At 73.9% G+C, this 24,612-nt stretch carries 28 protein-coding genes; 10 read left to right on the forward strand and 18 right to left on the reverse strand.

The genetic code is table 11. The features are described from left to right. Positions 1-204: 204 nt before the first annotated feature. From STTU_RS10060 to STTU_RS10070, 3 genes are all read right to left on the reverse strand, one after another. Positions 205-1,083, reverse strand: coding sequence for a PHP domain-containing protein (locus STTU_RS10060; RefSeq protein ID WP_007822376.1), 879 nt, complete (start codon positions 1,081-1,083; stop codon positions 205-207). 293 nt (positions 1,084-1,376) lie between these two features. Next, on the reverse strand, positions 1,377-2,012 hold the full coding sequence (locus STTU_RS10065) for a DUF6758 family protein (protein WP_199785009.1): 636 nt from the start codon (positions 2,010-2,012) through the stop codon (positions 1,377-1,379). Positions 2,013-2,328: 316 nt separating this feature from the next. Beyond that, a complete protein-coding gene (locus STTU_RS10070) occupies positions 2,329-2,931 on the reverse strand; it encodes a suppressor of fused domain protein (protein ID WP_007822380.1) in 603 nt (200 codons plus the stop codon). A 596-nt stretch (positions 2,932-3,527) separates the two neighbouring features. On the opposite strand from STTU_RS10070, the gene STTU_RS10075 reads away from it, so the two are divergent. Further along, complete coding sequence (locus STTU_RS10075; protein ID WP_043254722.1) at positions 3,528-4,634, forward strand: magnesium and cobalt transport protein CorA; 1,107 nt, start codon at positions 3,528-3,530, stop codon at positions 4,632-4,634. Between the two features lie 61 nt (positions 4,635-4,695). Then, complete coding sequence (locus STTU_RS10080; RefSeq protein WP_007822384.1) at positions 4,696-5,226, forward strand: hypothetical protein; 531 nt, start codon at positions 4,696-4,698, stop codon at positions 5,224-5,226. 103 nt (positions 5,227-5,329) lie between these two features. On the opposite strand, the gene STTU_RS10085 is transcribed toward STTU_RS10080, so the two are convergent. Beyond that, on the reverse strand, positions 5,330-6,067 hold the full coding sequence (locus STTU_RS10085) for a hypothetical protein (protein WP_009068557.1): 738 nt from the start codon (positions 6,065-6,067) through the stop codon (positions 5,330-5,332). Positions 6,068-6,278: 211 nt separating this feature from the next. Here STTU_RS10085 and STTU_RS10090 point away from each other — a divergent pair, with 211 nt between their 5' ends. From STTU_RS10090 to STTU_RS10100, 3 genes are all read left to right on the forward strand, one after another. Next, positions 6,279-7,748 carry a magnesium transporter MgtE N-terminal domain-containing protein gene (locus STTU_RS10090; protein ID WP_007822386.1) on the forward strand — a complete coding sequence of 490 codons (1,470 nt, stop codon included), beginning with the start codon at positions 6,279-6,281 and terminating at the stop codon, positions 7,746-7,748. Between the two features lie 64 nt (positions 7,749-7,812). After that, positions 7,813-8,427: a DUF1003 domain-containing protein gene (locus STTU_RS10095; protein ID WP_009068555.1), complete on the forward strand. Its 615-nt coding sequence runs from the start codon at positions 7,813-7,815 to the stop codon at positions 8,425-8,427. 141 nt (positions 8,428-8,568) lie between these two features. Continuing rightward, positions 8,569-9,702: an Mrp/NBP35 family ATP-binding protein gene (locus tag STTU_RS10100; RefSeq protein ID WP_043257267.1), complete on the forward strand. Its 1,134-nt coding sequence runs from the start codon at positions 8,569-8,571 to the stop codon at positions 9,700-9,702. Positions 9,703-9,774: 72 nt separating this feature from the next. Here the strand turns inward: STTU_RS10100 and STTU_RS10105 are convergent, their stop codons facing one another. From STTU_RS10105 to sigE, 5 genes are all read right to left on the reverse strand, one after another. Continuing rightward, entirely contained in the window at positions 9,775-10,437 is a 663-nt protein-coding gene (locus STTU_RS10105; protein ID WP_007822389.1) for a hypothetical protein, read from the reverse strand. A 239-nt stretch (positions 10,438-10,676) separates the two neighbouring features. Continuing rightward, the gene (locus STTU_RS10110; RefSeq protein WP_007822390.1) at positions 10,677-11,180 is read right to left on the reverse strand and encodes a sec-independent translocase; all 504 of its coding nucleotides are present in this window, start codon (positions 11,178-11,180) and stop codon (positions 10,677-10,679) included. A gap of 207 nt (positions 11,181-11,387) precedes the next feature. Further along, positions 11,388-12,641: a trypsin-like peptidase domain-containing protein gene (locus STTU_RS10115; RefSeq protein ID WP_052862483.1), complete on the reverse strand. Its 1,254-nt coding sequence runs from the start codon at positions 12,639-12,641 to the stop codon at positions 11,388-11,390. Between the two features lie 195 nt (positions 12,642-12,836). Next, entirely contained in the window at positions 12,837-13,760 is a 924-nt protein-coding gene (locus STTU_RS34120) for a zf-HC2 domain-containing protein (RefSeq protein ID WP_234019201.1), read from the reverse strand. Next, positions 13,757-14,557, reverse strand: coding sequence for an RNA polymerase sigma factor SigE (gene sigE, locus STTU_RS10130; RefSeq protein ID WP_007822393.1), 801 nt, complete (start codon positions 14,555-14,557; stop codon positions 13,757-13,759). Before sigE ends, STTU_RS34120 begins: the two co-directional genes overlap by 4 nt. A gap of 234 nt (positions 14,558-14,791) precedes the next feature. On the opposite strand from sigE, the gene STTU_RS10135 reads away from it, so the two are divergent. Then, a complete protein-coding gene (locus tag STTU_RS10135) occupies positions 14,792-15,490 on the forward strand; it encodes an O-methyltransferase (protein WP_078490169.1) in 699 nt (232 codons plus the stop codon). Between the two features lie 121 nt (positions 15,491-15,611). On the opposite strand, the gene STTU_RS32915 is transcribed toward STTU_RS10135, so the two are convergent. Further along, positions 15,612-15,779 (reverse strand): DUF3117 domain-containing protein, encoded by a 168-nt coding sequence (locus STTU_RS32915; protein WP_003966491.1) that lies wholly within the window; start codon positions 15,777-15,779, stop codon positions 15,612-15,614. Between the two features lie 388 nt (positions 15,780-16,167). Between STTU_RS32915 and STTU_RS10140 the strand changes: the two genes are divergently transcribed. After that, on the forward strand, positions 16,168-16,968 hold the full coding sequence (locus STTU_RS10140; RefSeq protein WP_043254729.1) for an enoyl-CoA hydratase/isomerase family protein: 801 nt from the start codon (positions 16,168-16,170) through the stop codon (positions 16,966-16,968). A gap of 195 nt (positions 16,969-17,163) precedes the next feature. Here the strand turns inward: STTU_RS10140 and STTU_RS10145 are convergent, their stop codons facing one another. Both STTU_RS10145 and STTU_RS10150 read right to left on the reverse strand, forming a co-directional pair. Beyond that, positions 17,164-17,796: a DNA-3-methyladenine glycosylase I gene (locus tag STTU_RS10145; protein ID WP_043254731.1), complete on the reverse strand. Its 633-nt coding sequence runs from the start codon at positions 17,794-17,796 to the stop codon at positions 17,164-17,166. Then, positions 17,793-18,125 (reverse strand): DivIVA domain-containing protein, encoded by a 333-nt coding sequence (locus tag STTU_RS10150; protein ID WP_009068542.1) that lies wholly within the window; start codon positions 18,123-18,125, stop codon positions 17,793-17,795. Before STTU_RS10150 ends, STTU_RS10145 begins: the two co-directional genes overlap by 4 nt. 185 nt (positions 18,126-18,310) lie before the next feature. Between STTU_RS10150 and folP the strand changes: the two genes are divergently transcribed. Continuing rightward, the gene (gene folP, locus STTU_RS10155; RefSeq protein ID WP_007822399.1) at positions 18,311-19,171 is read left to right on the forward strand and encodes a dihydropteroate synthase; all 861 of its coding nucleotides are present in this window, start codon (positions 18,311-18,313) and stop codon (positions 19,169-19,171) included. 173 nt (positions 19,172-19,344) lie between these two features. Here folP and STTU_RS10160 read toward each other — a convergent pair whose 3' ends face one another. The 4 genes from STTU_RS10160 to STTU_RS10175 all read right to left on the reverse strand — a co-directional run bounded on the left by STTU_RS10160 (position 19,345) and on the right by STTU_RS10175 (position 21,255). Next, positions 19,345-19,608: a hypothetical protein gene (locus STTU_RS10160; protein ID WP_007822400.1), complete on the reverse strand. Its 264-nt coding sequence runs from the start codon at positions 19,606-19,608 to the stop codon at positions 19,345-19,347. A gap of 235 nt (positions 19,609-19,843) precedes the next feature. After that, positions 19,844-20,056, reverse strand: coding sequence for a DUF397 domain-containing protein (locus STTU_RS10165; protein WP_007822402.1), 213 nt, complete (start codon positions 20,054-20,056; stop codon positions 19,844-19,846). A gap of 162 nt (positions 20,057-20,218) precedes the next feature. Next, positions 20,219-20,428 (reverse strand): DUF397 domain-containing protein, encoded by a 210-nt coding sequence (locus STTU_RS10170; protein WP_420713547.1) that lies wholly within the window; start codon positions 20,426-20,428, stop codon positions 20,219-20,221. Beyond that, positions 20,425-21,255, reverse strand: coding sequence for a helix-turn-helix domain-containing protein (locus STTU_RS10175; protein WP_043254735.1), 831 nt, complete (start codon positions 21,253-21,255; stop codon positions 20,425-20,427). The genes STTU_RS10170 and STTU_RS10175 overlap by 4 nt, the downstream gene beginning before the upstream one ends. A 107-nt stretch (positions 21,256-21,362) precedes the next feature. Here STTU_RS10175 and STTU_RS34900 point away from each other — a divergent pair, with 107 nt between their 5' ends. Both STTU_RS34900 and STTU_RS10180 read left to right on the forward strand, forming a co-directional pair. Further along, a complete protein-coding gene (locus STTU_RS34900; protein WP_175417828.1) occupies positions 21,363-21,521 on the forward strand; it encodes a hypothetical protein in 159 nt (52 codons plus the stop codon). Continuing rightward, positions 21,518-22,246 carry a hypothetical protein gene (locus tag STTU_RS10180; protein ID WP_007822406.1) on the forward strand — a complete coding sequence of 243 codons (729 nt, stop codon included), beginning with the start codon at positions 21,518-21,520 and terminating at the stop codon, positions 22,244-22,246. The genes STTU_RS34900 and STTU_RS10180 overlap by 4 nt, the downstream gene beginning before the upstream one ends. A 25-nt stretch (positions 22,247-22,271) precedes the next feature. Here STTU_RS10180 and STTU_RS10185 read toward each other — a convergent pair whose 3' ends face one another. Both STTU_RS10185 and dapE read right to left on the reverse strand, forming a co-directional pair. Further along, on the reverse strand, positions 22,272-23,021 hold the full coding sequence (locus tag STTU_RS10185) for a TIGR00730 family Rossman fold protein (RefSeq protein WP_007822408.1): 750 nt from the start codon (positions 23,019-23,021) through the stop codon (positions 22,272-22,274). A 316-nt stretch (positions 23,022-23,337) separates the two neighbouring features. After that, a complete protein-coding gene (gene dapE, locus STTU_RS10195) occupies positions 23,338-24,456 on the reverse strand; it encodes a succinyl-diaminopimelate desuccinylase (RefSeq protein WP_052862347.1) in 1,119 nt (372 codons plus the stop codon). Between the last annotated feature and the right edge of the window lie 156 nt (positions 24,457-24,612).

Genomic DNA, 24,612 nt, shown 5'->3' on the forward strand with positions numbered 1-24,612 from the left:
TTGCTGAGGTTCCCCGGCGCGCTGCGGGCACGGCGGGGGCGGGTGTACGGGGGGACGGCGTGCGAGGGGCGCGTACCGGCACCCTGAACCATGACGAAGCGCACGCCCCGCGGCGCGGCTCCCGCCCCGCTGGGGGGCCGGGCGGCGGCGCGCGCGGAAACCGGCCGGGGCCCGGGACGGGACCGGCCGGAGGAGCTGGGTGGTTCAGGCGGTGCGGGCGGCTCCGCCGGCGCCGGGGACCGGGAAGGCCCCGGTGGAGCGGCGGATGATCTCGGCGTAGACCTCGGGGTCGGTCGTGCGGGCGCCGAGCGCGATCGTCTTGCGGGTGCCGTGGTAGTCGCTGGAGCCGGTCGCGAGGAGGCCGAGGCCGTCGGCGAGCGCGTGGGCGCGCGCGGCCGTCGCCGGGTCGTGGTCGGGGTGGTCGGCCTCGATGCCGTCGAGCCCGGCGGCGGCGAGCGCGGCGAGGGAGTCCTCGCTCAGCGTGCGCCCGCGCGAGGCGGCGAGCGGGTGGGCGAGGACGCTGACGCCGCCCGCGGCCTTGACGAGGCGGATCGCCTCGGCGGGGTCGAGTTCGGCCTTGGGCGCGTAGGCGCGTCCGCCGTCGCCGAGCCACTGGGGCGTGAAGGCGTCCGACACGGTGTCCACGACGCCGAGTTCGACGAGCGCCGAGGCGAGGTGCGGGCGGCCGACGGAGCCGCCGTCGGCGATGCGCGCGACCTGCTCCCACGTGATCGGCACGCCGAGGCCGCGCAGGCTCTCGACCATGGCCTTGGCCCGGGGCACACGGTCGTCGCGGATCAGCTCGCGGGCCTGGAGCAGCGCCGGTTCCTCGGGGTCGAAGAGGTACGCGAGGAGGTGGACGCCGGTGCCGCCGAGGCGGCAGGAGAGTTCGGCGCCGGGCACGAGGGTCAGGGGCCGGTCGAGCGTCGCGAGCGCGGCGGCGGCCTCGGCGTGGCCGCGCGTCGTGTCGTGGTCGGTGAGCGCGAGGACGTCGAGCCCGGCCGCCGCGGCGGCGGCGACGAGCCCGGCGGGGGTGTCCGTGCCGTCGGAGGCGGTGGAGTGGGTGTGCAGGTCGACACGCACGGCACGGGCTCCTTCGGGGCGGGGTCGGGTACGGGGGCGTGTGCGCCGGTACCGGGAAGTGGGTGGGACCCGGGATCGCCGGGCGGCTTCCAGGATAAAGCCCGCGTGAGGCCAACGGCTCCGGGCGGCCCGCGCGAGGCCAGGACGCGGCCCGCCCGGGAGCGCGAGCCCGACCCGCCCGGGAGCGCGAGCCCGGCCCGCTCAAAGCCCCGATCCCGGCCCACCCGGAAGCGCGAGCCCGACCCGCTCCAGGCCCCGGCCCCGATCCACTCCAGGCCCCGGCCCCGGCCCGCTCAGGGGTGCGGGCCCTCCAGGAGTGTCCCTGTCAGTGCTCCGTACGGCAGGAACTCCAGTTCGGACGCGGCTTCGCGGAGGTCGGCGAGGACGAGTTCCTCCGGGTTGAGCGCCGCCGTGCCCTCGGGGCGGGTGATGAGCCACAGGCGGACGCCGTCCGTGTCGCCGATGAGGACCGTGCGGTCGGGCGGGGCCTCGGCGAGGCGCCACAGGGTGACGGGGAGTCCGGCGGCGAGGGCGGTGCCCGCCGACGGTTTGCCCTCGTCGATCGCCGTGCCGGTCACCCCGGCGAGGTGGGCACCGAGGCCGAGACCGGGATGCTCGGCGACGAGGAGGAGTTCGCTCGTGCCCTGCGGCCCGGGGCCCGCGCAGGCGAGGACGGTGGCGAGCGCCCCGGTGCGGGCGTCGCCCGCCGAGGCCGCGCCCGTGTAGAGCCAGCCGACGGGGAGCGGCCACGGCATCCACACCGGGACCATCGCGCGCCGCACCACGGCAGCGAGTTCCTCGGGACCGGGCGGCAGCGCGGGCTGCAAGGGAGGTACGGCGCCGTGCGCGGGGCAGCACCACTCATCGGCGAAGAGACCGGGCGCGCTCACCCGGCCACCGCAGCGCGGACAACGGACGTCCCCCCTCATGCGGCCCACGTTCCCCGCCGCACGTGCCTCCGTCAAGGTCCGAGGTCGTGACCCGGCCACTCACGGCCAGGACGCGGACACGGGCCGCCGAGGGCAGGGCTCTCCCCGGGCGCGGCGGCGGAGGGCGCGGCCCTCGTACGTATACGAGGCACGGCACCCGTGCGGACGGCTCCCGCGCGGACGGCTCCCGCGCGGACGGCTCCCGCGCGGACTGCTCCCGTGCGCACAGCCCTCATGCGGACAGCCCTCATGCGGACGGCCCTCATGCGGGCGGCTCCCGTACGGCCGCTCCCGCGCGGGCCGGACGGCCCCCCACTCAGTCCAGCGGGACGGAGCCCCGCAGCGGGTCGCGCAGGTCCGTGCCGTGCGCGAGCCACTTCTCCTGGAGCGCCTGTGCGCCGTGGACGCGTTTCCAGGCGGCCTCGTGGGGGGTCATCGGGAGGAGGGGGAGGAAGGCGACCGGGTCGAGCGGCGGGTCGAGGTCGAGGGTCTCGACGAGTCCGCCGGGCTCGGCGACGAGCACCGAGGTGAAGGGAGCGCCGGGCCACAGCGGCTCGCCCACGTCGAGCGAGGCGCCCGGCGCGATCACGACGCCCTCGACCTGCGGCGAGGCGGCGAGCACCGCGAGGGGCCGGAGGACCTTGTCCGTATCGGCGCGCCCGGCCCGTACCGAGAGCACGAGTTCCGCGCGCGGGCCCTCGACCGGGTCGGCGAGGAACGCGGAGGGGTCGGCCATCGGCGCGGCGGACATGCCGAGCGTCGCGTAGCGCACGAGCGGCGTGGCGTCCTCGCGCGTGTCGAGGAAGCGCAGGACCTCGATGCGCTCCGCGCCGAGGAAGGTGACGCCCGCGCGCGCGTCGCTCTCGCCGAGCGCGCTGCTCAGTCGGGCTTCCACCAGGGCGAGTACGTCGGCTGCCATGCCCGCGACTGTACGCGGCGGGGGCACGCGGAACGCGGGCGGCCGGTCAGCACGAAGCGACCCGTCGCGTAAAGGCCGCGTAGGCAAGGCGTATCGCGCGGGCAAAACGGGGATTGACAGGACAGCCGACTGCTAGGCTTGGCCGCTGGTCAGGGCAGCGCGCAGAAGCACGCTCTCAGCCCGGCCGCTGTACTCCCGGAATTTCGGGTCACCCGTCCCTTACGAGGGACCGGCTGGAGGAGGTGGGGCTCCATGGATCGAAGTCGACCGTGCAGTACCACCCGCTCTTCCGCTTGACGGTGCCGCGCCCCTCCTCGGGGGCCCGGACCGGAACTTGAGGCCGTACATACCCGGCTCCCACGGGGGTAAACGCCTCTTTCCCTTCCGTTCTCGCCGCTGATCGCGGGGCACACGGAAGAGCACTTCGTCACCGCCTGATCCCCCCTCCCGCCCGCCCGGGAGACCCCATCAGCAGCGCAGACCGCGCACCGCTCCTCGCGGTGCTCCCCGATGTGCGGACGTGCCCGGTGCGGCGCACGTCCCCGTTTCGGGAGGTTCCGCCCGGCTCGCCCGGTCGCGCACGAAGGAGCAGCACCATGTCGATGATCCCCAGCCTGCGTGCCGTGGTCCGCCCCTCCGCCCGAAAGGTGCCCGCCCCCCACGAGACGGACCGTCACCCCCGGGTGCCCTCCGCCGTCGTGGACTGCGCCGTCTACCGCGAGGGCCGTCGCGTGCCCACCGCGCACGCCCTGACCCCGCACGCGGCCGTCGAACTCGTCCGGCTCGGCGGCGGCTTCGCCTGGATCGGGCTGCACGAGCCGAGCGAGGCCGAGTTCGCGGGCATCGCCGCCGAGTTCGGCCTCCACCCGCTCGCCGTCGAGGACGCCGTCCACGCCCACCAGCGCCCGAAGCTGGAGCGCTACGACGACACGCTCTTCACCGTCTTCAAGACCGTCCACTACGTCGAGCACGAGGAACTGACCGCGACGAGCGAGATCGTCGAGACCGGCGAGGTCATGTGCTTCACCGGCCGGAACTTCGTCATCACCGTCCGGCACGGCGGCCAGGGCTCGCTGCGCGGCCTGCGCCACCGCCTCCAGGACGACCCGGACCTCCTCGCGCACGGCCCCTCGGCCGTCCTCCACTCGCTCGCGGACCACTGCGTGGACGGCTACCTCGTCGTCGCCGACGCGCTCCAGGACGACATCGACGAGGTCGAGACCGAGGTCTTCACGGCGCCCGGCAAAGGGGCCTCGCGCGGTGTCGACGCGAGCCGGATCTACCAGCTCAAGCGCGAGATCCTGGAGTTCAAGCGGGCCGTCGCGCCGCTCATGCGGCCCCTGCACCTGCTGAGCGAGCGCCCCATGCGGCTCATCGACCCCGACATCCAGAAGTACTTCCGCGACGTGCACGACCACCTCGCGCGCGTCCACGAGCAGGTCGTCGGCTTCGACGAACTCCTCAACTCCATCCTCCAGGCCAACCTCGCGCAGGCGACCGTCGCCCAGAACGAGGACATGCGCAAGATCACCTCGTGGGCGGCGATCATCGCGGTGCCGACGATGATCTGCGGCGTGTACGGGATGAACTTCAAGCACATGCCGGAGCTGCGCTGGACCTACGGCTACCCGATGGTCCTCGGCGCGATCCTCGTCATCTGCCTCGGCATCCACCGCACGCTGAAGCGCAACGGCTGGCTCTGAAGCGGCCCGGCCGCCCTCGGGACGGGGGCGGGGGACGCGCCGGGGTGGCTACGCTGCTCGTATGACTGCCGCCGCAAGCCCGCTCGACCGCGCCCTCGTCGAGGAAGCCGCGAAGAAGTCGTCCCTCGTGTGGGTGCGGGGCGAGGGCACGGACCCCGCCCGCGCGCTGTGGCACGTGTGGCACGAGGGCGCGGTGCTGCTCGTCGGGGACGGGCCCGGGGAGCAGCCGCTGCCCGGACTCGCGGCGGGCGGGGGCGCCGAGGTGACGGTGCGGAGCAAGGACAAGGGCGTGCGGCTCGTGACCTTCCGGGCCTCCGTCGGGGAACTCGTCGCGGGCTCGCCCGAGTGGGAGGCGGCGGTCGCCGAGCTGAAGGGCAAGCGGCTCAACGCGCCGGACGCGGAGACGATGCCGGAGCGCTGGGCGCGCGAGTGCCGGGTGCTGCGCCTCGTGCCGTCGTACGAGTCCGGGACGCTGCCCGCCCCCGATTCCTCGCTCGCCGCTCCCCCGCCCCCGAGCCCCGCGTCGACGCGGGTCACCCGCCCGGCGCCGCTGCCGAAGCTGCTCTTCGGGCGCGGGCGGAAGCGGAAGTAGGGGGAAGGGGGTACGGGGCCGGCGGGCCCCCGGGCGAGAGCCCGCCCCACGGAGAGCCCGGCGCCCGCGAGCGCCCGGCCCCCCGCGGGAGGCCCGCGCCGTCTCACGTCTGCGGCAGCAGCCGGTCCCCGTAGTCCACCGTCTCGTCGAGCCCCGGCTCCTTCAGGTCGAGCGCCGCGTTCCACGCGCTGAGCGCCACCGTGCCCGCGTCCCCCGCCCGGCGCAGCTTGAGCGGGTACGGCTCGCCTTCGAGCGAGACGTCGATGCGCGCGCCCGAGCCCTTGTCGCCCGCGACGCGGACCGTGCGGACGCCGCCGCTCTCGCCCCGCCCCGCGTCGACGACCTCGCCGCCGAGCCCGAGGAGCCCGTCGAGCAGGGCCTTCTTGTCGGTGAAGAGGCTCAGCCGCTGGTAGGAGGGGTCCTTGGGCGGCACCTTCACGTACTTCTTGTCGAGCTTCCCCGCCGCGCTCTTCGCGCTCCCGCCGCCCTTCGCCTGGGCCGCCTCGTGCTCCCAGAAGGCGGCGCTCGCGCGGAGGTAGAGGTGCTTCTCGACGCGCAGGAGGGAGAAGGCGGCGCCCTTGGTGCGGACCGTGCCCGTGCCGCCCTCGGCGGTGAGGCGCATGTCGAGCGTGTAGGTGTGGCCGCCGCTGATGAGGTTGCCCTTGAGCCGTACGGAGCGCGCACCGCCCGCCGCCGCCGTGGTCCTGCGGTGGATCTGCTCGGCGGAGAGCTTGCCGACGCCGTTGGTGCCCTCGTCCGGGTCCTCGCCGCAGGCACCGAGCCCGCCGAGGAGAGCGGCGCACACGGCGCCCGCGAGAACGGTCCTGGTCGGTCGGGGCAGGGCGCGGGGGGTCACCTGGGGACGAGCCTCTCATCCGGGGTCGGAGGGACACGGGGCCTGGGCCCGCAGCGTACCGGGGCCCCCGGAGGCTCCCGTACCGGAGGCCCCGCGTCCGTCCGGCCCAGCGGCCCCGGCGGCGGGAGCCGTCAGCGGTTAGCCTGATTCCGCCCCGTAAGTGATTGCTTGTCCGGATGTACGGAGGAGGTGACCGGTGGCCGGTGGCGCTCCGCGGATCTTCGTCTCGCACCTCGCCGGGATGGCCGTCTTCGACCCGAACGGCGATCAGGTGGGCCGGGTGCGGGACCTCGTGGCGACGCTGCGGGTCGGGCGGCGCCCGCCGCGCGTCCTCGGGCTCATGGTCGAGCTGCCCACGCGGCGGCGGATCTTCCTGCAGATGACGCGGGTCTCGGGGATCGAGTCGGGGCAGGTCATCTCGACGGGCGTGCTCAACGTGCGGCGCTTCGAGCAGCGGGCCGCCGAGCGCCTCGTGCTCGGGGAACTCCTGGACCGGCGGCTGCGGCTCGTCGAGACGGGCGAGGAGGTCACCGTGCTCGACGTCTCGGTGACGCAGCTCCCCGCGCGCCGCGAGTGGGAGATCGACCGCGTCTTCGTGCGGAAGGTGCCGGCCGCGCGCGGGCGCCTGCCGTGGAAGGGGACGGGGCGGCGCGGCGGCGAGACGCTGACCGTCGAATGGTCCGCGCTCGACGGTTTCTCGCTGGAGGAGGAGGGGCAGGGCGCGGAGAACCTGCTCGCGACCTTCGAGCAGTTGCGCCCCGCCGACCTCGCGAACGTCCTGCACCACCTGTCGGCGAAGCGGCGGGCCGAGGTCGCCGACGCGCTCGACGACGACCGCCTCGCGGACGTGCTCGAAGAGCTGCCGGAGGACGACCAGATCGAGATCCTCGGCAAACTCCAGGACGAGCGCGCCGCCGACGTCCTGGAGGCGATGGACCCGGACGACGCCGCCGACCTGCTCGGCGAGCTGCCCGAGGCCGAGACGGAACGCCTGCTCACGCTCATGCAGCCCTCGGACGCCGCCGACGTGCGGCGGCTCATGGCGTACGAGGAGCGGACGGCGGGCGGGCTCATGACGACGGAGCCGATCGTGCTGCGCCCGGACGCGACCGTCGCCGAGGCGCTCGCCCGGGTCCGCAATCCCGACCTCTCCCCCGCGCTCGCCGCGCAGGTGTACGTGTGCCGCCCGCCCGACGAGACGCCGACCGGCAAGTACCTCGGCACGGTGCACTTCCAGCGGCTGCTGCGCGATCCCCCGTACACGCTGGTCAGCGGGATGCTCGACGACGACCTGCTGCCGCTCGCGCCGCAGGCCCAGCTCCCCGAGGTGGCGGGGTTCTTCGCGACGTACGACATGGTCGCCGCGCCCGTCGTGGACGACTCGGGGGCGCTGCTCGGCGTCGTCACGGTCGACGACGTGCTCGACCACATGCTCCCGGACGACTGGCGCGAGACGGAGTACCAGCTCTCGGGCGAGGTCCCGGCCGACCGGGCGGTGCGGACGGGCGAGGCCCCGGCGGCACGGGCGGCGCGCGGGGACGAAGGGGCGGGGTCCGGGGGCGAGGACGGTTCCGGGGACGACGGCGGTTCCGGGGGCGAGGGCGGTTCTGGGCGCGAGGGCGGTTCCGGGCGCGAGGGCGGGGAGGAGGCGGGGCGGCATGGCTGAGCAGGGTGGCGGCGACCGGGACAGGGAGCAGCAGGTCGAGGCGGTGCGGGACCGGCTCCACGAGCTGCGCGAGCGGCGCGGGCAGGCGCGGCGGCGGCACGGCGAGGCGGAGGGGCAGCGGGAGCGGGAGCGGCGCGAGGGGACGGGCAAGGAGCGGTCGGCGGGGCGGGCGCGGCGGCGGCTCGACGTACCGCGCGCGCCGCGCAGGCGGCTGCTGCCCGACTACGACCCGGAGTCCTTCGGGCGGGCCTCGGAGCGCATCGCCCGCTTCCTCGGGACGGGCCGGTTCATCGTCTGGATGACGGTCATCATCATCGTCTGGGTGGTGTGGAACATCGCCGCGCCCGACGCGCTGCGCTTCGACAACTACCCCTTCATCTTCCTGACGCTCATGCTCTCGCTCCAGGCGTCCTACGCGGCGCCGCTCATCCTCCTCGCGCAGAACCGCCAGGACGACCGCGACCGGGTCAACCTGGAGCAGGACCGCAAGCAGAACGAGCGGTCGATCGCGGACACCGAGTACCTCAGCCGCGAGATGGCGAGCCTGCGCATGGGGCTCGGCGAGGTCGCGACCCGCGACTGGATCAGGTCGGAACTGAAGGACCTGATGCGGGATTTGGAGGAGCGCGGGGCGATCGAGGAGCGGGCGGCGGACGAGGCGGAGCGCGAGCGGCGCTGACCGGGGCCGGTACGGGGCGCTGAGCGGGGCCCGTACGAGTGCGGGCGGCGCGGCGCGGGGTGACGAAGGCGACGCGAGGCCCGGTCGGGCGGGACGCGACGGCGCCGTACCATCGGGTACATGGCTTCCGACACGCCCACACTGCCGAGCGAGGACGCGATCCAGGCGGCGCTCGCGACGGTGAACGACCCCGAGATCCACCGGCCCCTGACCGAGCTGGGCATGGTCAAATCCGTGGAGATCGCGCAGGACGGCGCCGTCGCGGTCACGGTCTACCTGACCGTCTCCGGCTGCCCGATGCGCGACACCATCAACGAGCGGGTCACGGCGGCGGTCGGCGCCGTTCCCGGCGTCACCTCGGTGACGGTCGGCCTCGACGTCATGAGCGACGAGCAGCGCAAGGAGCTGGCCACCGCGCTGCGCGGCGGGCAGGCCGAGCGCGAGGTGCCCTTCGCGAAGCCCGGCTCCCTCACCCGCGTCTACACGGTCGCCTCCGGCAAGGGCGGCGTCGGCAAGTCCTCCGTGACGGTGAACCTCGCCGCGGCGATGGCGGCCGACGGCCTCAAGGTCGGCGTCGTGGACGCGGACATCTACGGCCACAGCGTGCCCCGCATGCTCGGCGCCGACGGGCGCCCCACCCAGGTCGAGAACATGATCATGCCGCCGTCCTCGCACGGCGTGAAGGTCATCTCGATCGGGATGTTCACGCCGGGCAACGCGCCCGTCGTGTGGCGCGGCCCGATGCTGCACCGCGCGCTCCAGCAGTTTCTCGCCGACGTGTACTGGGGCGACCTCGATGTCCTCCTCCTCGACCTCCCGCCGGGCACGGGCGACATCGCGATCTCCGTCGCCCAGCTCGTGCCCAACGCGGAGATCCTCGTCGTGACGACCCCGCAGCAGGCCGCCGCCGAGGTCGCCGAGCGGGCCGGGTCGATCGCGGTGCAGACGCACCAGAAGATCGTCGGCGTCGTCGAGAACATGTCCGGGATGCCGTGCCCGCACTGCGACGAGATGGTCGACATCTTCGGCACGGGAGGCGGTCAGCTCGTCGCGGACGGCCTCACCCGGACGACGGGCGCGCAGGTCCCGGTCCTGGGCGCCATCCCGATCGACGTGCGCCTGCGCGAGGGCGGCGACGAGGGCACGCCCGTCGTCCTCTCCGACCCGGAGTCCCCCGCGGGCAGCGCGCTGCGCACGATCGCGGGCAAGCTCGGCGGGCGCCAGCGCGGCCTGTCGGGCCTCTCGCTCGGCATCACGCCGCGCAACAAGTTCTGAGCTGGCGGTACGACGACGGGGCGCCCTCCGCGCGGAGGGCGCCCCGTCGTCGTACGTCGTCGTCGGCGTCCGTCAGAGGTACGCGCCGAGGTCCTCGACGCGGCTGAAGGCGAGCCCGTACGCGCTCATCCCCCGGCCGTAGGCCCCGAGGTGGACGCCGCTGTCCCCGGCGGTCCCCGCGAGGACCCAGCCGTACTCGGACTCGCGGTAGTGGAAGGGGGTCGGGCGGCCGTCGACGGGGAGGGTCAGGCTCGACCAGACCTCCCCTTCGAGGTCGTCGGCCAGCTCCCAGGCGGCCTCCGTCTGCTGGTCCAGCCAGTCGTCGCGCAGCGTGTGGTCGATCTGGCCGGGCCAGGTGACGGTGAGCAGTCCCGCGCCCGCGAGCCACGCCGCCGAGGAGACCGTCGTGGCCTCCAGCATCCCGGTGCCGTCGGCGGTGCGCCGCCCCTCGTGCGCGGCGACGGTGACGACCGCGGCGAAGCGTTCCTTGTCGGCGCCGCCCTCCGTCCGTACCGAGGGCTCCTCGCCGTGGCCGAGGGAGCCGTGCTCGACGGCCCCGTCCCCGGCGACGGCCGCCTGCATCAGCCAGCGCGGCCCGGTGTACGCGGCGTCGAGGCCGTACCAGGGGAAGGCCGCCCTGCGGTAGAGCGCGTCGTCACGCCGGGACGCCGGGCGCGACGGGCGCGCGCCCTCCGTGCCCTGTGGCTGTCCGTCCACCTGACTCGTGGTCTCCATCGTCGTGGCCGCCTCCTCGCTGTTCCCGGGGCCAACGCCCCGACACGGCAGGATAGCCACCCCCCACCGCGCACACGTCACACGGCGGAGCCGGAACCACGCGGGCGGCGGATGCGGGAGCGCGGGCGGCGGGGCCGGGGAGGGGCGGGAAAGGCGGTACGGGCGCAGCGCGGCGGCTGTCCGGGGGCCGGGCGGGGCGTGGGACCCGAGAGGGCGTACCGCTCGGCCGGGCGCGGCGCTCAGGTGGCGTCGATGTCGTACGGGGGCGGGGTCGCGGCGGCGGGCTCGGGGCGCTTGGTGAGATCGGCCTTGGCGGGGCGCGTGCCGAGGTCGGCCGTGTTGTCGGGCTCGGATTTCTTGCTCAGGTCCGTGAGGGAGCGCTGGTCCTTCGCGATCTCCTCGTCGTCCTCGACGTCCCTGCCGTGGACGGTGTCCGCCAGCTCGTTCATCTCCTTGCGGAAGTCGAGGCTGGAGCGGATGTCGGAGAGGCCGTACTCGTCCTCGCCCTTCGCGAGCTGCTTGCGCACGAAGTTCTTCGGGTGCAGGTCCTCGAACTCGAAGTCCTTGAACTCGGGGCCCAGCTCGCTGCGGATGTCGTTCTTGGCGCTGTCCGTGAACTCACGGATCTTGCGCAGGACCCGCATGCCGTCCTGGATCATCTTCGGCAGCTTGTCGGGGCCGAAGACGAGCACGCCGAGCACGACAACGGTCAGTACCTCGAAAAACCCAACGTCATTGAACACCTGAGAACTCCTCGCGCCGTCCCCGGCGAGCGGCGCGTCCGCCGCACGTCCCCGGGCCTGCCCCACGGTACCCGGCACCTCCCGCCGACGGTACGGTGCCGCCCGTCCCGTTTACGGCTGTGGCCCCGGGGGCTCCGGGGGTTCGCCGAAGCTTGGCCGGGTCTTTGCCTCCGCTCCCTTGTCCCCTCCAGGGGTTCGGTCCGGGGTTCAGTCCGCCGCCTCCAGCGTCACCGTGGCGTGGTGCTCCTTGCCCTCGCGGACGTACGTGAGGCGCAGGCGGTCGCCGGGGCGGTGGGCGCGGATGCGGACGATCAGGTCCTCGGTGGACGTGACGGGCCGGTCGTCGGCCGCGGTGACGAGGTCGCCGGGGGCGAGGCCCGCGCGGTCGGCGGGGCCGCCGGGGGTCACGGCGTCCTTGTCGCCGCCGATGAGGGCGCCGTTCCTGTCCTCGCGGGAGTCGAGCGCGACCCCTATGACGGGGTGGGCGACGCGGCCGTGGGCGAGGAGTTCGCCCGCGACCCAGCGGGCCTGGTTGACGGGGATCGCGAAGCCGAGGCCCACGCTGCCCGCCTGCCCCTCGTCGCTACCGCCCGCGGAGCGTATGGCGCTGTTGACCCCGATGACGTGCCCGGTGGCGTCGAGGAGCGGGCCGCCGGAGTTGCCGGGGTTGAGCGGGGCGTCGGTCTGGAGCGCGTCGACGTAGGAGATGTCGCCCTGTTCGCCCTCGCCCGCGGCGGTCACGGGGCGCTCCTTGGCGCTGATGATCCCGGCCGTGACGGTGTTGGGGAGGTCGAAGGGGGAGCCGAGGGCCACGACCGGGTCGCCGACCCGGACGCCCTCGGAGTCGCCGAGGGCGAGCGGGGTGAGGTTCTTCACGCCGCGCACGCGGACCACGGCGAGGTCGTAGCCCGCGTCCCTGCCGATGACCTCGGCGCGGAGGGTCTGGCCGCCGGAGAAGGTCACGCTGAGCGCGCCGCCTCCGGCGGCCGGGGCGACGACGTGGTTGTTGGTGAGGATGTGGCCCCGGCCGTCGAGGACGAAGCCGGTGCCCGTCCCGGCCTCGGCGGCGCCCGAGGCGCGCAGGGTCACGACGCCGGGCAGTGAGCGCGCCGCGAGGTCGGCGACGCTCCCGGCGGGGCGCTCGGGCCCCGGCGCGGGGGTGGGCAGGACCAGCGTGCGGGGGCCGCCGTCGCGTTCGTAGCGCGCTCCGAGGTAGCCGCCGAGGGTCCCCGTGACGAGCGCGGCGAGGGCGACGGCGACGATCACGCCGCGCCGCCGGGCCCGCACGCCGGGTTCGCCGGACGGTTCGGGGGCGGGCTCGTGCGCGGGCCCGGCGGGCCGGGGAGCGGGCTGCCGTGCGCCGGTCGGGGTCGCCGGGGTGCTCTCCCAGGGGTCGTACCCGGCCCAGGGCTCCGCCGGGCCGTCGTCCGCACCGGCGCGGCCACGCTCACCGAGATCCATGCTCTCCCGCATCTCCACCCACCGGCCGTTCCCTCCACCGGGACCGGCGCACAGGGAAATTGAACCAGGTCGGAGAGGAGGAGCGGCCGGGCTCGGGAGGGGGCGGTACGGCGGGGCGGGCGGGGCGCCCTCCGCCGGGGGCGGGCGGCCCGTACCGCCGGGGGTCCGGGACAAGGCCCGGTCCGCGCGGGAGGGTCAGTCGTCGGCGGCCGGGCGCTGCGGGGACGGCCGCGGGAGCGGGTTCTTCTCCGCCGTCCTGGCCAGGAGGGGGCTCGGGAGGCCTCCGCCGGCCGGGGAGAGGGCGAAGGCGGAGTAGGGGGCGGCGACCGGGAGGGCCGGGGTGCCGGGGAGGAGGGGCGCCGAGAGGAGCAGGGGGCGGGCGTGGCCGCTACGGGTGCCGCTGCCGCCCGAGCGGTTGCCGAGGAGACCGGGGGCGCGGCGGCGCGTGGCCTCGGCGGGCTGGCCCGTCGTGCTCGGTGCGCGCTGCGGGGTGACGCTGCTGCCGCGCGCCTCGGGGACGCCCCCGGTGGGGGCGCCGGAGGAGACGCCGCCGAGGGCGAGCGCCGCGAGCGACACGGCGCCCGCCGCCGCGTAGGCGAAGCGGCGTCCGCGGGAGGACGTACGGGCGCTCTCGCTCTGCGGCGGGGAGTGCACGGGGAAGGGGGCGACGGGGCTCAGCACGGGGGCGAGCGCCGGGCGGGTCAGGGCGGCGACCGCGGCGCGTCCGGCCGGGGAGCCGGGCCGTCCGGCCGCTCCCGGGCTCCCCGCGGGGCGCGGGGGGATGCCGAATCCGGCTCCTCGGCCGCTCGCGAAGGGGGCGAGGCCGCCGGGTCCCTGCTCGGGTCCGAGGTCGTGTCCGTGGTGAGGGCCTCCGGGAAGCCCTTGAAGACGCTCCAGAAGGGCGGGCGGCAGCGCGGGGGCGGCGGCCTGGGCGAAGGCGGTCTTGAGTCGCCGCTGTTCGTCGGCGTCGGCCTTGCAGCGGGGGCAGGTGGCGAGGTGGGAGAGGACTCGCTCACGGGCGTCGTGATCCAGCTCACCGTCCACGAAGGCGGCGAGGCGGTCACCGAGGTGCTGCTCGGAGAGACAGCGCCGGGCGGCTGGGGGACGTGATCCGCTCACGCGCTCGCGCTCCCCCCTCCCAGCGCGGGCACCGGGCTCCTCAGGAGCCCGCGCCGCTCGGCGCGGGCTTCGGGGGAACGGTGCTTGAGGGCCTTGCGGAGCTGGGAGCGGCCCCGGTGGATGCGGCTGCGCACGGTGCCGAGCTTGACGTCGAGGGTCGCGGCGATCTCCTCGTACGAGAGCCCCTCGATGTCGCACAGGACGACGGCGGCGCGGAACTCGGGCGCGAGGGTGTCGAGCGCCTGCTGCACGTCGGCGTCGAAATGGGTGTCGTGGAGGACCTGCTGCGGCGAGGGCTCGCGGCTCGGGAGCCGCTCGGCCGCGTCGTCGCCGAGGGCGTCGAAGCGGATGCGCTGCTTGCGGCGGACCATGTCGAGGAACAGGTTCGTCGTGATGCGGTGCAGCCAGCCCTCGAAGGTGCCGGGGGTGTACGTGGACAGCGAGCGGAAGACGCGGACGAAGACCTCCTGCGTGAGGTCCTCGGCGTCGTGCTGATTGCCCGTGAGGCGGTAGGCGAGGCGGTAGACGCGGGCGCTGTGGGTGCTGACGATCTCCTCCCACGTGGGGGGCGTCCACGCCTTCGATTCCGCGTCGGCGGCGAAGGACGCGGTGCGTACGGAATCGTCGGTGGGGCCGCCCTCACGGGCCGCGCGGGCCTGCGGAAGGGCTCGGTCAGCGGTGTCGGTCACGGATTTCGGCTTGGCGGGCGGTCCGTAACGCCAGGGCGGCGCCGGTTCACCAGCCGCAGCCGCACCTCCCCTGTCAGCTCTGGTGGTGTCCAGTGGAGCACCCACCATAGCCATACGGACCGTTAGCTCCGGATAAGCGATTTTGCCGGGATTGACCTCGGCATCGCCGCTGGTCATCCCGTACGCGCGCCGGGGAGTGCGCCCGTGGACGCGCGCCCTTTCCCGTACCGCTGTCGCGGCCATCCTCCACCTCCCGGACCGGCATCGGACCTGACTTCCCGTGCGGCCGGGCGGCGGGGGCACTGCCCGCGACCGGCGCACACCCACTTAACGTCCGGTCCCATCTGCGGGTTCCCTTGGCCAACGGATACAGTCACGGCCAGGCAACTACGGGGCAAGGAGAGGCTCATTACCGGCAACCGGGAGACGGGCTGGGCGTTCGCCGACGCCTTCGTCGCCGAGGACGAGACGCTGTTGTGGGCCCGGGAGCGGGCCCGCGAGGCGGGCCTGCGTCCGGTGTCCCCCGCCACCGGCGCGGCGCTCGCGCTGCTCGCCGCCTCCGTGGACGCCAAGGCGGTGGCCGAGATCGGCACGGGTACGGGCGTCTCGGGGCTGTACCTGCTGCGCGGGATGCGCCCGGACGGGGTGCTCACGACGGTGGACCCGGAGCCGGAGCGGCAGCAGTTCGCGCGGCAGGCGTTCCGCGCGGCGGGCTTCGCGGGCAACCGGGCCCGGTTCATCCCGGGCCGCGCCCTGGACGTCCTGCCCCGGCTCGCGGACAACGGGTACGACCTCGTCTTCTGCGACGGCGACCGGATGGAGTGCCTGGAGTGCCTGGAGGAGGCGTTGCGCCTGCTGCGCCCGGGAGGCGCGGTGTGCTTCGAGGGCATCTTCGCGGACGGCCGTACGTACGCGGCGGGTCCGCAGCCGGTCGAGGTGGTCCGCCTGCGCGAACTCGTCCGCGCGATACGCGAGCACCCCACCCTCGTCCCGTCCCTGCTCCCGGTGGGGGACGGCCTGCTCAGCGCGGTGGCGCGGTGATCGGGGCCCGCGCATGACCGTGCCCCCCAGTTCGCCGGGCGAGCTGGGGGGCACGGTCAACAAGTGGTGACGTGCTCGGCGGTCACGGTGGGACGTGTGACAGGCCGTGCGGGAGATTTCGTCAGCCGACTACCTTCTTGAGGGCGTCGCCCAGGGCGTCCGCCTCGTCAGGGGTCAGCTCGACGACGAGTCGACCGCCGCCTTCGAGCGGAACGCGCATGACGATGCCCCGCCCCTCCTTGGTCACCTCGAGCGGGCCGTCGCCCGTTCGCGGCTTCATGGCCGCCATGCTCGTTCCCCTTCCTGAAACCAGCTCATCGCAGCCGGCGGCCCCGTCACAGGCGCTGCCTCACCGGCATCGAACACATTGCTTCCGCTGTCATTATCCCGCATGCGGGGGCTTGGTGACCAACATCGAGCGGACTCATCTGCGCAACGCGCTCGTTCAAAACCACTCATTCCGGCGATGTGACTGGAATACTGCCCCACTTCACCCCACACCCGGGCCCTGGTTTTGTTGACGCAGATCACAGGGGCGGGAGGAATGCGGGGGCCTCGTGGGGCCCGTCGTGATCTCGGTCATGCCGGTATCGGGCGCTCGCGAGGATGATGGGACGGTTGCCCGTCCGCCCGGCAGCGGAGCCCGGCGGAGGGCTGGATCAGAGGGGATCTCCTTCATGGCCGACTCCGTCCTGTACGACGTGACCGACGCGCTCGCCACGATCACGCTCAACCGCCCCGACGCCATGAACGCCCTCGACACGGCGACGAAGGAGGCGCTGCGGGACGCCCTCCAGAACGCGGCGGCCGATCCCGGGGTGCGGGCCGTGCTGCTCACCGCGACGGGGCGGGCCTTCTGCGTCGGGCAGGACCTCAAGGAGCACGTGGCCAACCTCCAGCGGGACAGGGAGACGGGCGACGGCGGCACGATGAGCACGGTGCGCGAGCACTACAACCCGATCGTGCGGGCGATCACGGCGATGCCGAAGCCGGTCGTCGCGGGCGTGAACGGGGTCGCCGCCGGGGCCGGTTTCGGTTTCGCGCTGGCGGCGGACTACCGCGTCGTCGCGGACACGGCCACGTTCAACACGTCCTTCGCCGGGGTCGCGCTCACCGCCGACTCGGGGCTCTCCTTCACGCTCCAGCGCGCCGTGGGGCACAGCCGGGCGAGCGACTGGCTGCTGTTCCCGCGCAACATCAGCGCGCGGGAGGCGTACGAGCTGGGCCTCGTGAACCGTCTCGTCCCGGCCGCCGAACTGGCGGACACGGCGCTGGAGGTCGCGCGGAAGCTCGCCCAGGGCCCGACCGTGGCGTACGCCTCGCTCAAGGGCTCGCTCGCGTACGCGGCCTCGCACACGCTCGACGAGGCGCTCGACAAGGAGGACGAACTCCAGACGGTCGCGGGTACGTCCGAGGACCACGTGATCGCGGTGGAGGCGTTCCTGAAGAAGGAGAAGCCGCGCTACCTGGGGCGCTGAGACGGGCGCGGGTGCGGGAGCGGCCGAGGCGCGCGGGATGGGGCGGGGATACGCCGGACGGGCAGGGGTACTCCGGACGGACGGGGGTGCGTGGGCCGTCGGAGCGCGCCGGACGGGCAGGGGTGCGCGTGCGGGGTGCCTCCCCGCGCGGCCGGTCGCCCCGGTCGCGTACGTACCGGGCCGGGGCCCGCGCGTTCAGCCCTCCCGCCCCTCCCCCGGCTCCCGTCCCGGCCGGTCCGCGCGGCCCCTGCCGCGCGCCGCGCAGGCCACGAGGTGGTCGTCGACGAGTCCGCACGCCTGCATGAGCGCGTACGCCGTCGTGGGGCCGACGAAGCGGACGCCCTCCTTCTTGAGGCCCTTCGCGAGCGCGGTGGACTCCTCGGTGACGGCGGGCACGTCGGCGGTCGTGCGCGGGGCGGGGCGGCTGCCGGGGGCGGGGGCGAAGGACCAGAGGTACGTGGTCAGTTCGCCGGGCGCCCAGCCGGCGAGGAGGCGGGCGTTGGCGAGGACGGCGTCGATCTTGCGGGCGTTGCGGATGATCCCGGCGTCGGCGAGGAGGCGGGCGCGCTCGGCGGGCCCGTAGGCGGCGACGGCGGTCAGCTTGAAGTCGTCGAACGCGGTGCGGAAGGCGGGCCTGCGGCGCAGGATCGTGAGCCAGGAGAGCCCGGACTGGAAGGCTTCGAGGCTCAGCCGCTCGAAGAGCGCGTCGTCGCCGAGGACCGGCCTGCCCCACTCCTCGTCGTGGTAGCCGAGGTAGTCGGGGGCGCTCAGGCCCCAGGGGCAGCGGAGTCTGCCGTCGGGGCCCGGGAGCGCGCCGGTCGCGGTCACGGCCGCTCGCCCTCCTCGGCGATCCGCGCGGGGCGGCTCGCGAGCGCCGACTCCAGGTCGGCGATGCGGGCCTCGCGTTCGGCGAGTTCGGCGGCGAGGCGGGCGAGGGCCTCGTCGACGTCGCCCATGCGGTAGCCGCGCAGGGTCTGCGGGAAGCGGAGCGCCTCGATGTCGGCGCGGCGCACGGGCCGGTCGGCGGGGAGCGGGTCGGTGAGCCGCTCGGGCGGGGCCTCGGGCAGGGCGGCGCCCTCGCCGTGGCCGAGCACGGCGAGCGTGACGGCGCCGACCACCACGACCAGCGCGATGACCAGGAACCAGAACATCAGCATGCGTCTTCCCCAAGTCCCCGGGCGCGGTCCCCGCCCGGTGCTCTTCTCGTACGGCCCGCCCGACGACCGGTGCCGCGTGGCCACGATCGTGCCACGTCCGGGCGCGGGCTAGGGTCGCAGGCGGCCCGGGAGCCGTGATCACGGGTGACTGCTTGGGGCCTTCGGCCCGGAAGGGAAGCGCTGGGATGTTGCGTCTGGGCCGCAGGGAGTTCGGCGAGCACGAGCCGGTGATCATGGCGATCGTGAACCGGACCCCGGATTCCTTCTACGACCAGGGGGCGACCTTCGCCGACGAGCCCGCCCTCACGCGGGTCGAGCGGGCGGTCGCGGAGGGCGCGGCGATCATCGACGTCGGCGGGGTGAAGGCGGGGCCCGGCGAGGAGGTGAGCGCCGAGGAGGAGGTACGGCGCACGGCGGGCTTCGTCGCGGAGGTGCGGCGGCGCTTCCCCGAGGTCGTGATCAGCGTGGACACGTGGCGGCACGAGGTGGGCGAGGCGGTGTGCGCGGCGGGCGCGGACCTGATCAACGACGCGTGGGGCGGCGTGGACCCGAGGCTCGCGGAGGTCGCGGGGCGGTACGGGGCCGGGATCGTGTGCACGCACGCGGGCGGCGCCCGGCCCCGTACGAGGCCGCACCGCGTCGCGTACGAGGACGTCATGGCCGACATCCTCCGGGTGACGACGGCCCTCGCGGAGCGCGCCGTCTCGCTCGGCGTCCCGCGCGAGTCGGTCCTCATCGACCCGGGCCACGACTTCGGCAAGAACACCCGCCACTCCCTGGAGTCGACGCGCCGCCTCCCCGAGATGGCGGCGACGGGCTGGCCCGTCCTCGTCTCGCTCTCCAACAAGGACTTCGTGGGCGAGACCCTGGACCGCCCGGTGAAGGAACGGCTCCTCGGCACGCTCGCGACGACAGCGGTCTCGGCGTGGCTCGGCGCGCGGGTCTACCGCGTCCACGAGGTCGCGGAGACCCGCCAGATCCTCGACATGGTCGCGTCGATCGCGGGGTGGCGCGAACCGGCGGTCGCGCGGCGGGGGCTGGCCTGAGGCGGTCCGCCTCCGGCCGGACACCGGCCCGGCGGCGCGGGGCTTCCGTGCGGCCCTCCGGACAGAGCCTGCCGGTCGATGGCGAACGAAAGCGGGCGGCCTCCTGAGGAGGCCGCCCGCACCGACCGCTGTCCGGCCGGGCTCCCGTCGCCCGGCCGCAGACCGGCTCTACGTCAAATCCTGCCTTCGATGGTGTAGTTCCCGCTGCCACCGGGGCCGATGCACCTGACCTGGCTGTAACCGAGCTGCTGGGCCCACTCCGCGGCGTCGTCAAGACATGCCTGCATGCTCGCGTACTTGGCGCCCCCCATCACCACCCAGTTGCCGTGGGTCCGGCCGGTGTCGGCGGAAGCGGTGCCCGCGTAGGTCATGGGTATGGTGACTGCCGCCGCGACGGCTACGAAGGCGGAGAGGACGCGAGACCGGGTCGACTTCATGGTTCTCCTCGTTGCTGGGTGGAAGAGCCGTTCGGCCTGATGCCGCCTCAGGAGCGCCCACGCGCTGTTCCTGAGCCGACGTCAGACTTCACGAACGATCCAGTGCCCCGAAGACCCGGCCGAACACCCACGGAATCCGGACCGCTTTCCCGCGCACCTCCCCGGCGAGCCGCACCCCTCGGCACCGCGAAGGCGGAGCCGACGCGTCGATCCGAGGCGGTCGACAGCCCGGCAACTACGCCGTAAGTCCACCCGACTTGACGCCCGCCACGAAACCCGCGAATGCCGAAGACGTGACCGCGAGGACCGGGCCGATCGCGCACTTCGAGTCCCGCACGGGGACCAGGCCGTGTGAGGCGACGAGATCGGCGGCCACCTCCACGCACGCACCACCGTTGTTGGCGCTGTAGGAGGACTTGAACCAGTTGAGGCCAGCAAGGGTGGGCATCTGGGTTCTCCTTCTCGGCTGTTGAGCGGGCGTACTTCCACGCGCACACCCGTGGCTCGATGGTGCGCCCGCAAGGCGTCACGCGCAGCGGCGCGTTCAGACATGACGAAGCCCGCCGGTCCCCGGAAGGGGGCGGTGGGCTGTCGTACGTGCCGGGCTCGATCAGGCGGAGAACTCACCGGACTTGACGCCCGCCACGAAACCGGCGAACGCCGAGGAAGCGACCGTGAGAACCGGACCGGCCACGCACTTCGAGTCACGCACGGGGACGACACCGCGCGAGGCGACGAGATCGGCGGCCACCTCCACGCACGAGCCCCCGTTGTTGCCACTGTAGGAGGACTTGAACCAGTGGAGAGGTTGGGTCGTCACGATGTTCCCTTTCGTACGCGTTCGATCACGGCCGCTGACTCTGCCTGGGGCAGCGATTCGACCTGCAGGTGATGGTAGGCCGTGAGAAGAGGCTGTACGTAGCGCAATTCGCGCTCCAAATGCCCCCGCTGGGCGGATTCCGTGTATGCCACGTGCGCCCCGTTCCGCAACGTCAGAAGGTTGGCCGGGAAGTCAAGAGCCCGGTGCTCCCCCATCGAGAACGGCGCCACTTGCAGCACGGTGTTGGGAAGAGCCGCGAAGTCGAGAAGCCGCTGATACTGCTCAGCCATGCCCTCCGCACCACCAACACAACGACGCAGTGCACCCTCGTCGATGACCATGAAGATCTTCGGCGGCGCCTCTCGCTCAAGAGCGCCTTGCCGCGCAAGCTGACGCGACATCCGTTCCTGCGCCTGCTGCGAGGTGATGGCACCTCGCGCCATCACCGTCGCCTGAATGGCCTCGGCGTACTGACGGGTCTGCACGATCCCGGGCAGAGCACCCAGCTCGAAGACCCGGATCTCAACCGCCTGACCCTCCAGGACGAGGTAGTCGTCGAAGCCGTCCAATATCGCCGGGTTCCGCAGCGCGTCGCCCTGCTGGGTCAGGGCATCACCCGTGCCGAACACTCGGTCAGCACGTGCAGTGAACTTGGCAGTTGCATTTCGCGAACCAATTTCGACGCCTGAAATATGCGAGGGGGCATATCCCATCCGCGCACCCAACTCCGGCTGTGTCCAGCCTCGCTGTTCCCGCAAGCTACGCAAACGCGCACCGAAGGCCGCGCGCGGGCCTCCGTCGGGGTCGAGCGTTCTGCGGTTGACCATGAATCCCCCGGCCTATCTGCCAACAGGATGAAACTTGATAGCTCGTTCAGGCTAGTTCAGCCTGGGGACTCCCGGTAGCCGCTTCGCTACAAAGAGGAGTGATCCGCATGCCCGTTCCCTTCCCTCCCCCCGCCGACGACTGCCCCGTCTGCGAACGGCTCCGTGCCGTCGAGCGGGACGCCGAGGCCGCCGGGGACCTCTCCAAGGCGACCGACTGCCGCGTTCTGCGCGCGCGGCACCCGCACGGGAAGGGCGAGGGCGCGTGAGCGGGCGGGTCGCGGGGAGGGTCGCCACCCTGGAAGTCGGCACCGTCTTCCTCGCCACCTCGCGTGGTGGGGACGCTTCCGGGGGGTGGTTGCTCGCGCGGGCGAGGCTGGAGGACGTGGCCGAGGCGGCGGGGTGGTTGCGCGGGGAGGCGTGTCGGCTCGCCGATCGGCTCGATCCCGAGCCCGGGGCCCGGTGGGCCCGCGCGGGGGCCGTTCACCAGGCCACCGGGCCGGGACCTGACGCTCCGGCCGCCCTGCGGGCGTGGGCCGTGGACGCGGAACGGCAGTCGCTCGTACGGGAGTTGCTGCGCCTCCGGCAGCCCTTCGCCCTGCGCTTCCCCGATCCAGGGGGTGCCTGGTACGAGCTGGGCGCGGGCCCGGTTCCCGCGTACGCGTCGCGCGCGGACGGCGCGCAGGGGCCGCCCCGTTGCGAGGCGGCCGGGCACGTCACGCCGTACGTGGCCGAAATGGCGCTCAACGCGGCCCGCACGCCCGGGGACCCGCCCCGTACGCTCGTGCGCTGCGCGCTCGCCCCCCATCTCACGTGCGAACACGAGGGAATCGTGCGGGAGCTGCGCGGACCGGGCGGGCACGTATGGGGCTCGTTCGGGATCGGGGTCCCCGTGTGGCGCCTGCGCGTCGCGGGGCCTTGTTCCCGGCAGGCGGGACGCGAGCCCTGCGGTCTCTACGCGGACCACCCGGGCGCTTGCGTCCCCGCCGTCTGAACCACCGGGGAAACGGGGGTCTGCCTCAGACCCCCGCCTCCTTCGTGACCAGCGCCACCGCTTCGTCCACGTCGTCCGTCAGGTGGAAGAGGTCGAGGTCGCCCGGGTTGGCCTTGCCCTCGGCGATGAGGGTGTCCCGGAGCCAGTCGACGAGGCCGCCCCAGTACGCCGTGCCGAAGAGGACGATCGGGAAGCGGGTGACCTTCTGGGTCTGGACGAGGGTCAGCGCCTCGAAGAGTTCGTCCAGCGTGCCGAAGCCGCCGGGGAGGACGACGAAGCCTCTCGCGTACTTGACGAACATCACCTTCCTCACGAAGAAGTAGCGGAAGTTCACCGCGATGTCGACGTACTTGTTGACCCCTTGCTCGAAGGGAAGCTCGATGCCCAGGCCGACCGACGTTCCCTGCGCCTCCCAGGCGCCCCGGTTCGCCGCCTCCATCGCACCGGGGCCGCCCCCGGTGATCACCGCGTAACCGGCCTCCGTCAGGGCGCGGCCGAGCCGGACCCCGAGCGCGTACTCCGGTGAATCGGGGCTCGTCCGGGCGGAGCCGAAGACGCTGATGGCCGGGGGGAGTTCGGCGAGCGCGCCGAAACCGTCGACGAGCTCGGACTGCATCCGCATGACCCGCCAGGGGTCCGTGTGCACCCAGTCCGTGTCACCGCGCGAGTCGAGCAGCCGCTGGTCCGTCGTCCCGGGCTGCACCTGGTCGCGCCTGCGTACCACCGGTCCCAGACGCTGTTCCTCCACCGGGCCGTTCGATTCGAGACTGGCCATCGCGCTCCCCTCTCATTCGTGCGTCCGGACAGCGTAGGACCTCCGGCGTGGCCTGCGGCGCAAGCGGAGATGAGCAGGGAGTGGTGGCGGCGCGAAGGAGCGGAATCCGGCTGCCCGCACACCCCCCGCCCCGAGGCCCGCAGGGCCGAGCAGCGTCGGCAGAGGCGAAGGGAGCGCGACGGTGTCGAGGCGCCCGTCGCGCGCAGGTCGTGAGGAACGAGCGACCGAGCACGTCGGGTGACTCGACACCGGCATCGGCGCTCCCGGAGGCGAAGCCGACGCAAAAAAAGGGGCGAAGCCGACGCAAAAGGAGAGTTCAGCTCGTGAGCCAGGCGCGCAGGCGTTTCTCGGCCGCCAGGACGTGGCGGATCTCGACGTTCTCCTCGCGCTTGTGGGCGAGCAGGGGGTTGCCCGGGCCGTAGTTGACGGCCGGGATGCCGAGGGCGCTGAAGCGGGCCACGTCGGTCCAGCCGAACTTGGGGCGCGGCGTGCCGCCCACGGCTTCGAGGAACGCGGCGGCGGCCGGGTGGGTCAGGCCGGGGCGCGCGGCGGGGCTGTGGTCGTCCACGACGAAGTCCGTGACGCCGCAGCCCGCGAAGACCTCCTCGACGTGCGCGAGCGCCTCGTCCCCGGAGAGGTCGGGGGCGTAGCGGTAGTTGACGGTGACGACGCACGCGTCCGGGATGACGTTCCCCGCGACGCCGCCCTCGATCCGTACGGCGTTGAGCCCCTCGCGGTACTCCAGTCCGTCCACGAGCGGGCGGCGCGGCTCGTACGCGGCGAGGCGGTCCAGGATCGGCGCGGCGGCGTGGATCGCGTTGGAGCCCATCCAGGAGCGCGCCGAGTGGGCGCGTTCGCCGCGCGTGTGGAGGTGGACGCGCAGGGTGCCCTGGCAGCCGCCCTCGACCTCGCCGTCCGAGGGTTCGAGCAGGACGGCGAAGTCGCCCGTGAGCCAGTCGGGGTGGGCGCTCGCGAGGTGGCGGAGGCCGTTGCGGTCGGCGGCGACCTCCTCGTTGTCGTAGAAGACGAAGGTGAGGTCGCGGTTGGGGGCCGGGACCGTCGCGGCGAGGCGCAGCTGTACGGCGACGCCCGCCTTCATGTCGCTCGTGCCGCAGCCCCACAGGAGCCCGTCCGCGTCGAGCCGCGAGGGCACGTTGCCGGCGATCGGGACGGTGTCGATGTGCCCGGCGAGCACGACTCGCTCGGGGCGGCCGAGCCGGGTGCGGGCGACGATGTTGTTGCCGTGGCGGTCGACGGTGAGGTGCGGCAGCGGGCGCAGGGCCGCCTCGATCGCGTCGGCGAGCGGCCCCTCCTCGCCGCTGACGGACGGCACGTCGACGAGGGCGGCCGTGAGGGCCCCCGCGTCGAGCCCGAGGTCGAGCACGGGCGCCGCTGCGGCGGGCCCCGAGGGGCTGGGGGCGGTGGTGTCACGCATGCGGCGAGCCTAACGCGGGCCCCCGCGCGGGTACGGGGCCGCTCCGCCCCGCCCGCCGTGCCCCCGCTTCCCGGCGCCCCCTGCCCGTACGGGCCGCGCACAGGCGGCGCACAGGTCCCTGCGGTCCCCCGGGGACCGCCCCGCACGGACCCCGTC

It is taken from the genome of Streptomyces sp. Tu6071, assembly GCF_000213055.1.
Lineage (GTDB): Bacteria > Actinomycetota > Actinomycetes > Streptomycetales > Streptomycetaceae > Streptomyces > Streptomyces evansiae.

Coding starts and splice junctions, on each gene's coding strand:
- STTU_RS10140 (WP_043254729.1), top strand. CDS start 16,168: ATGGCCGACTCCGTCCTGTACGACGTGACCGACGCGCTCGCCACGATC.
- STTU_RS10175 (WP_043254735.1), bottom strand. CDS start 21,255: ATGGTCAACCGCAGAACGCTCGACCCCGACGGAGGCCCGCGCGCGGCC.
- STTU_RS10165 (WP_007822402.1), bottom strand. CDS start 20,056: ATGCCCACCCTTGCTGGCCTCAACTGGTTCAAGTCCTCCTACAGCGCC.
- STTU_RS10150 (WP_009068542.1), bottom strand. CDS start 18,125: ATGCTGATGTTCTGGTTCCTGGTCATCGCGCTGGTCGTGGTGGTCGGC.
- sigE (WP_007822393.1), bottom strand. CDS start 14,557: ATGGTGGGTGCTCCACTGGACACCACCAGAGCTGACAGGGGAGGTGCG.
- dapE (WP_052862347.1), bottom strand. CDS start 24,456: ATGCGTGACACCACCGCCCCCAGCCCCTCGGGGCCCGCCGCAGCGGCG.
- STTU_RS10080 (WP_007822384.1), top strand. CDS start 4,696: ATGACTGCCGCCGCAAGCCCGCTCGACCGCGCCCTCGTCGAGGAAGCC.
- folP (WP_007822399.1), top strand. CDS start 18,311: ATGTTGCGTCTGGGCCGCAGGGAGTTCGGCGAGCACGAGCCGGTGATC.
- STTU_RS10075 (WP_043254722.1), top strand. CDS start 3,528: ATGTCGATGATCCCCAGCCTGCGTGCCGTGGTCCGCCCCTCCGCCCGA.
- STTU_RS10105 (WP_007822389.1), bottom strand. CDS start 10,437: ATGGAGACCACGAGTCAGGTGGACGGACAGCCACAGGGCACGGAGGGC.
- STTU_RS10185 (WP_007822408.1), bottom strand. CDS start 23,021: ATGGCCAGTCTCGAATCGAACGGCCCGGTGGAGGAACAGCGTCTGGGA.
- STTU_RS32915 (WP_003966491.1), bottom strand. CDS start 15,779: ATGGCGGCCATGAAGCCGCGAACGGGCGACGGCCCGCTCGAGGTGACC.
- STTU_RS34900 (WP_175417828.1), top strand. CDS start 21,363: ATGCCCGTTCCCTTCCCTCCCCCCGCCGACGACTGCCCCGTCTGCGAA.
- STTU_RS10115 (WP_052862483.1), bottom strand. CDS start 12,641: ATGGATCTCGGTGAGCGTGGCCGCGCCGGTGCGGACGACGGCCCGGCG.
- STTU_RS10070 (WP_007822380.1), bottom strand. CDS start 2,931: ATGGCAGCCGACGTACTCGCCCTGGTGGAAGCCCGACTGAGCAGCGCG.
- STTU_RS10160 (WP_007822400.1), bottom strand. CDS start 19,608: ATGAAGTCGACCCGGTCTCGCGTCCTCTCCGCCTTCGTAGCCGTCGCG.
- STTU_RS10065 (WP_199785009.1), bottom strand. CDS start 2,012: ATGAGGGGGGACGTCCGTTGTCCGCGCTGCGGTGGCCGGGTGAGCGCG.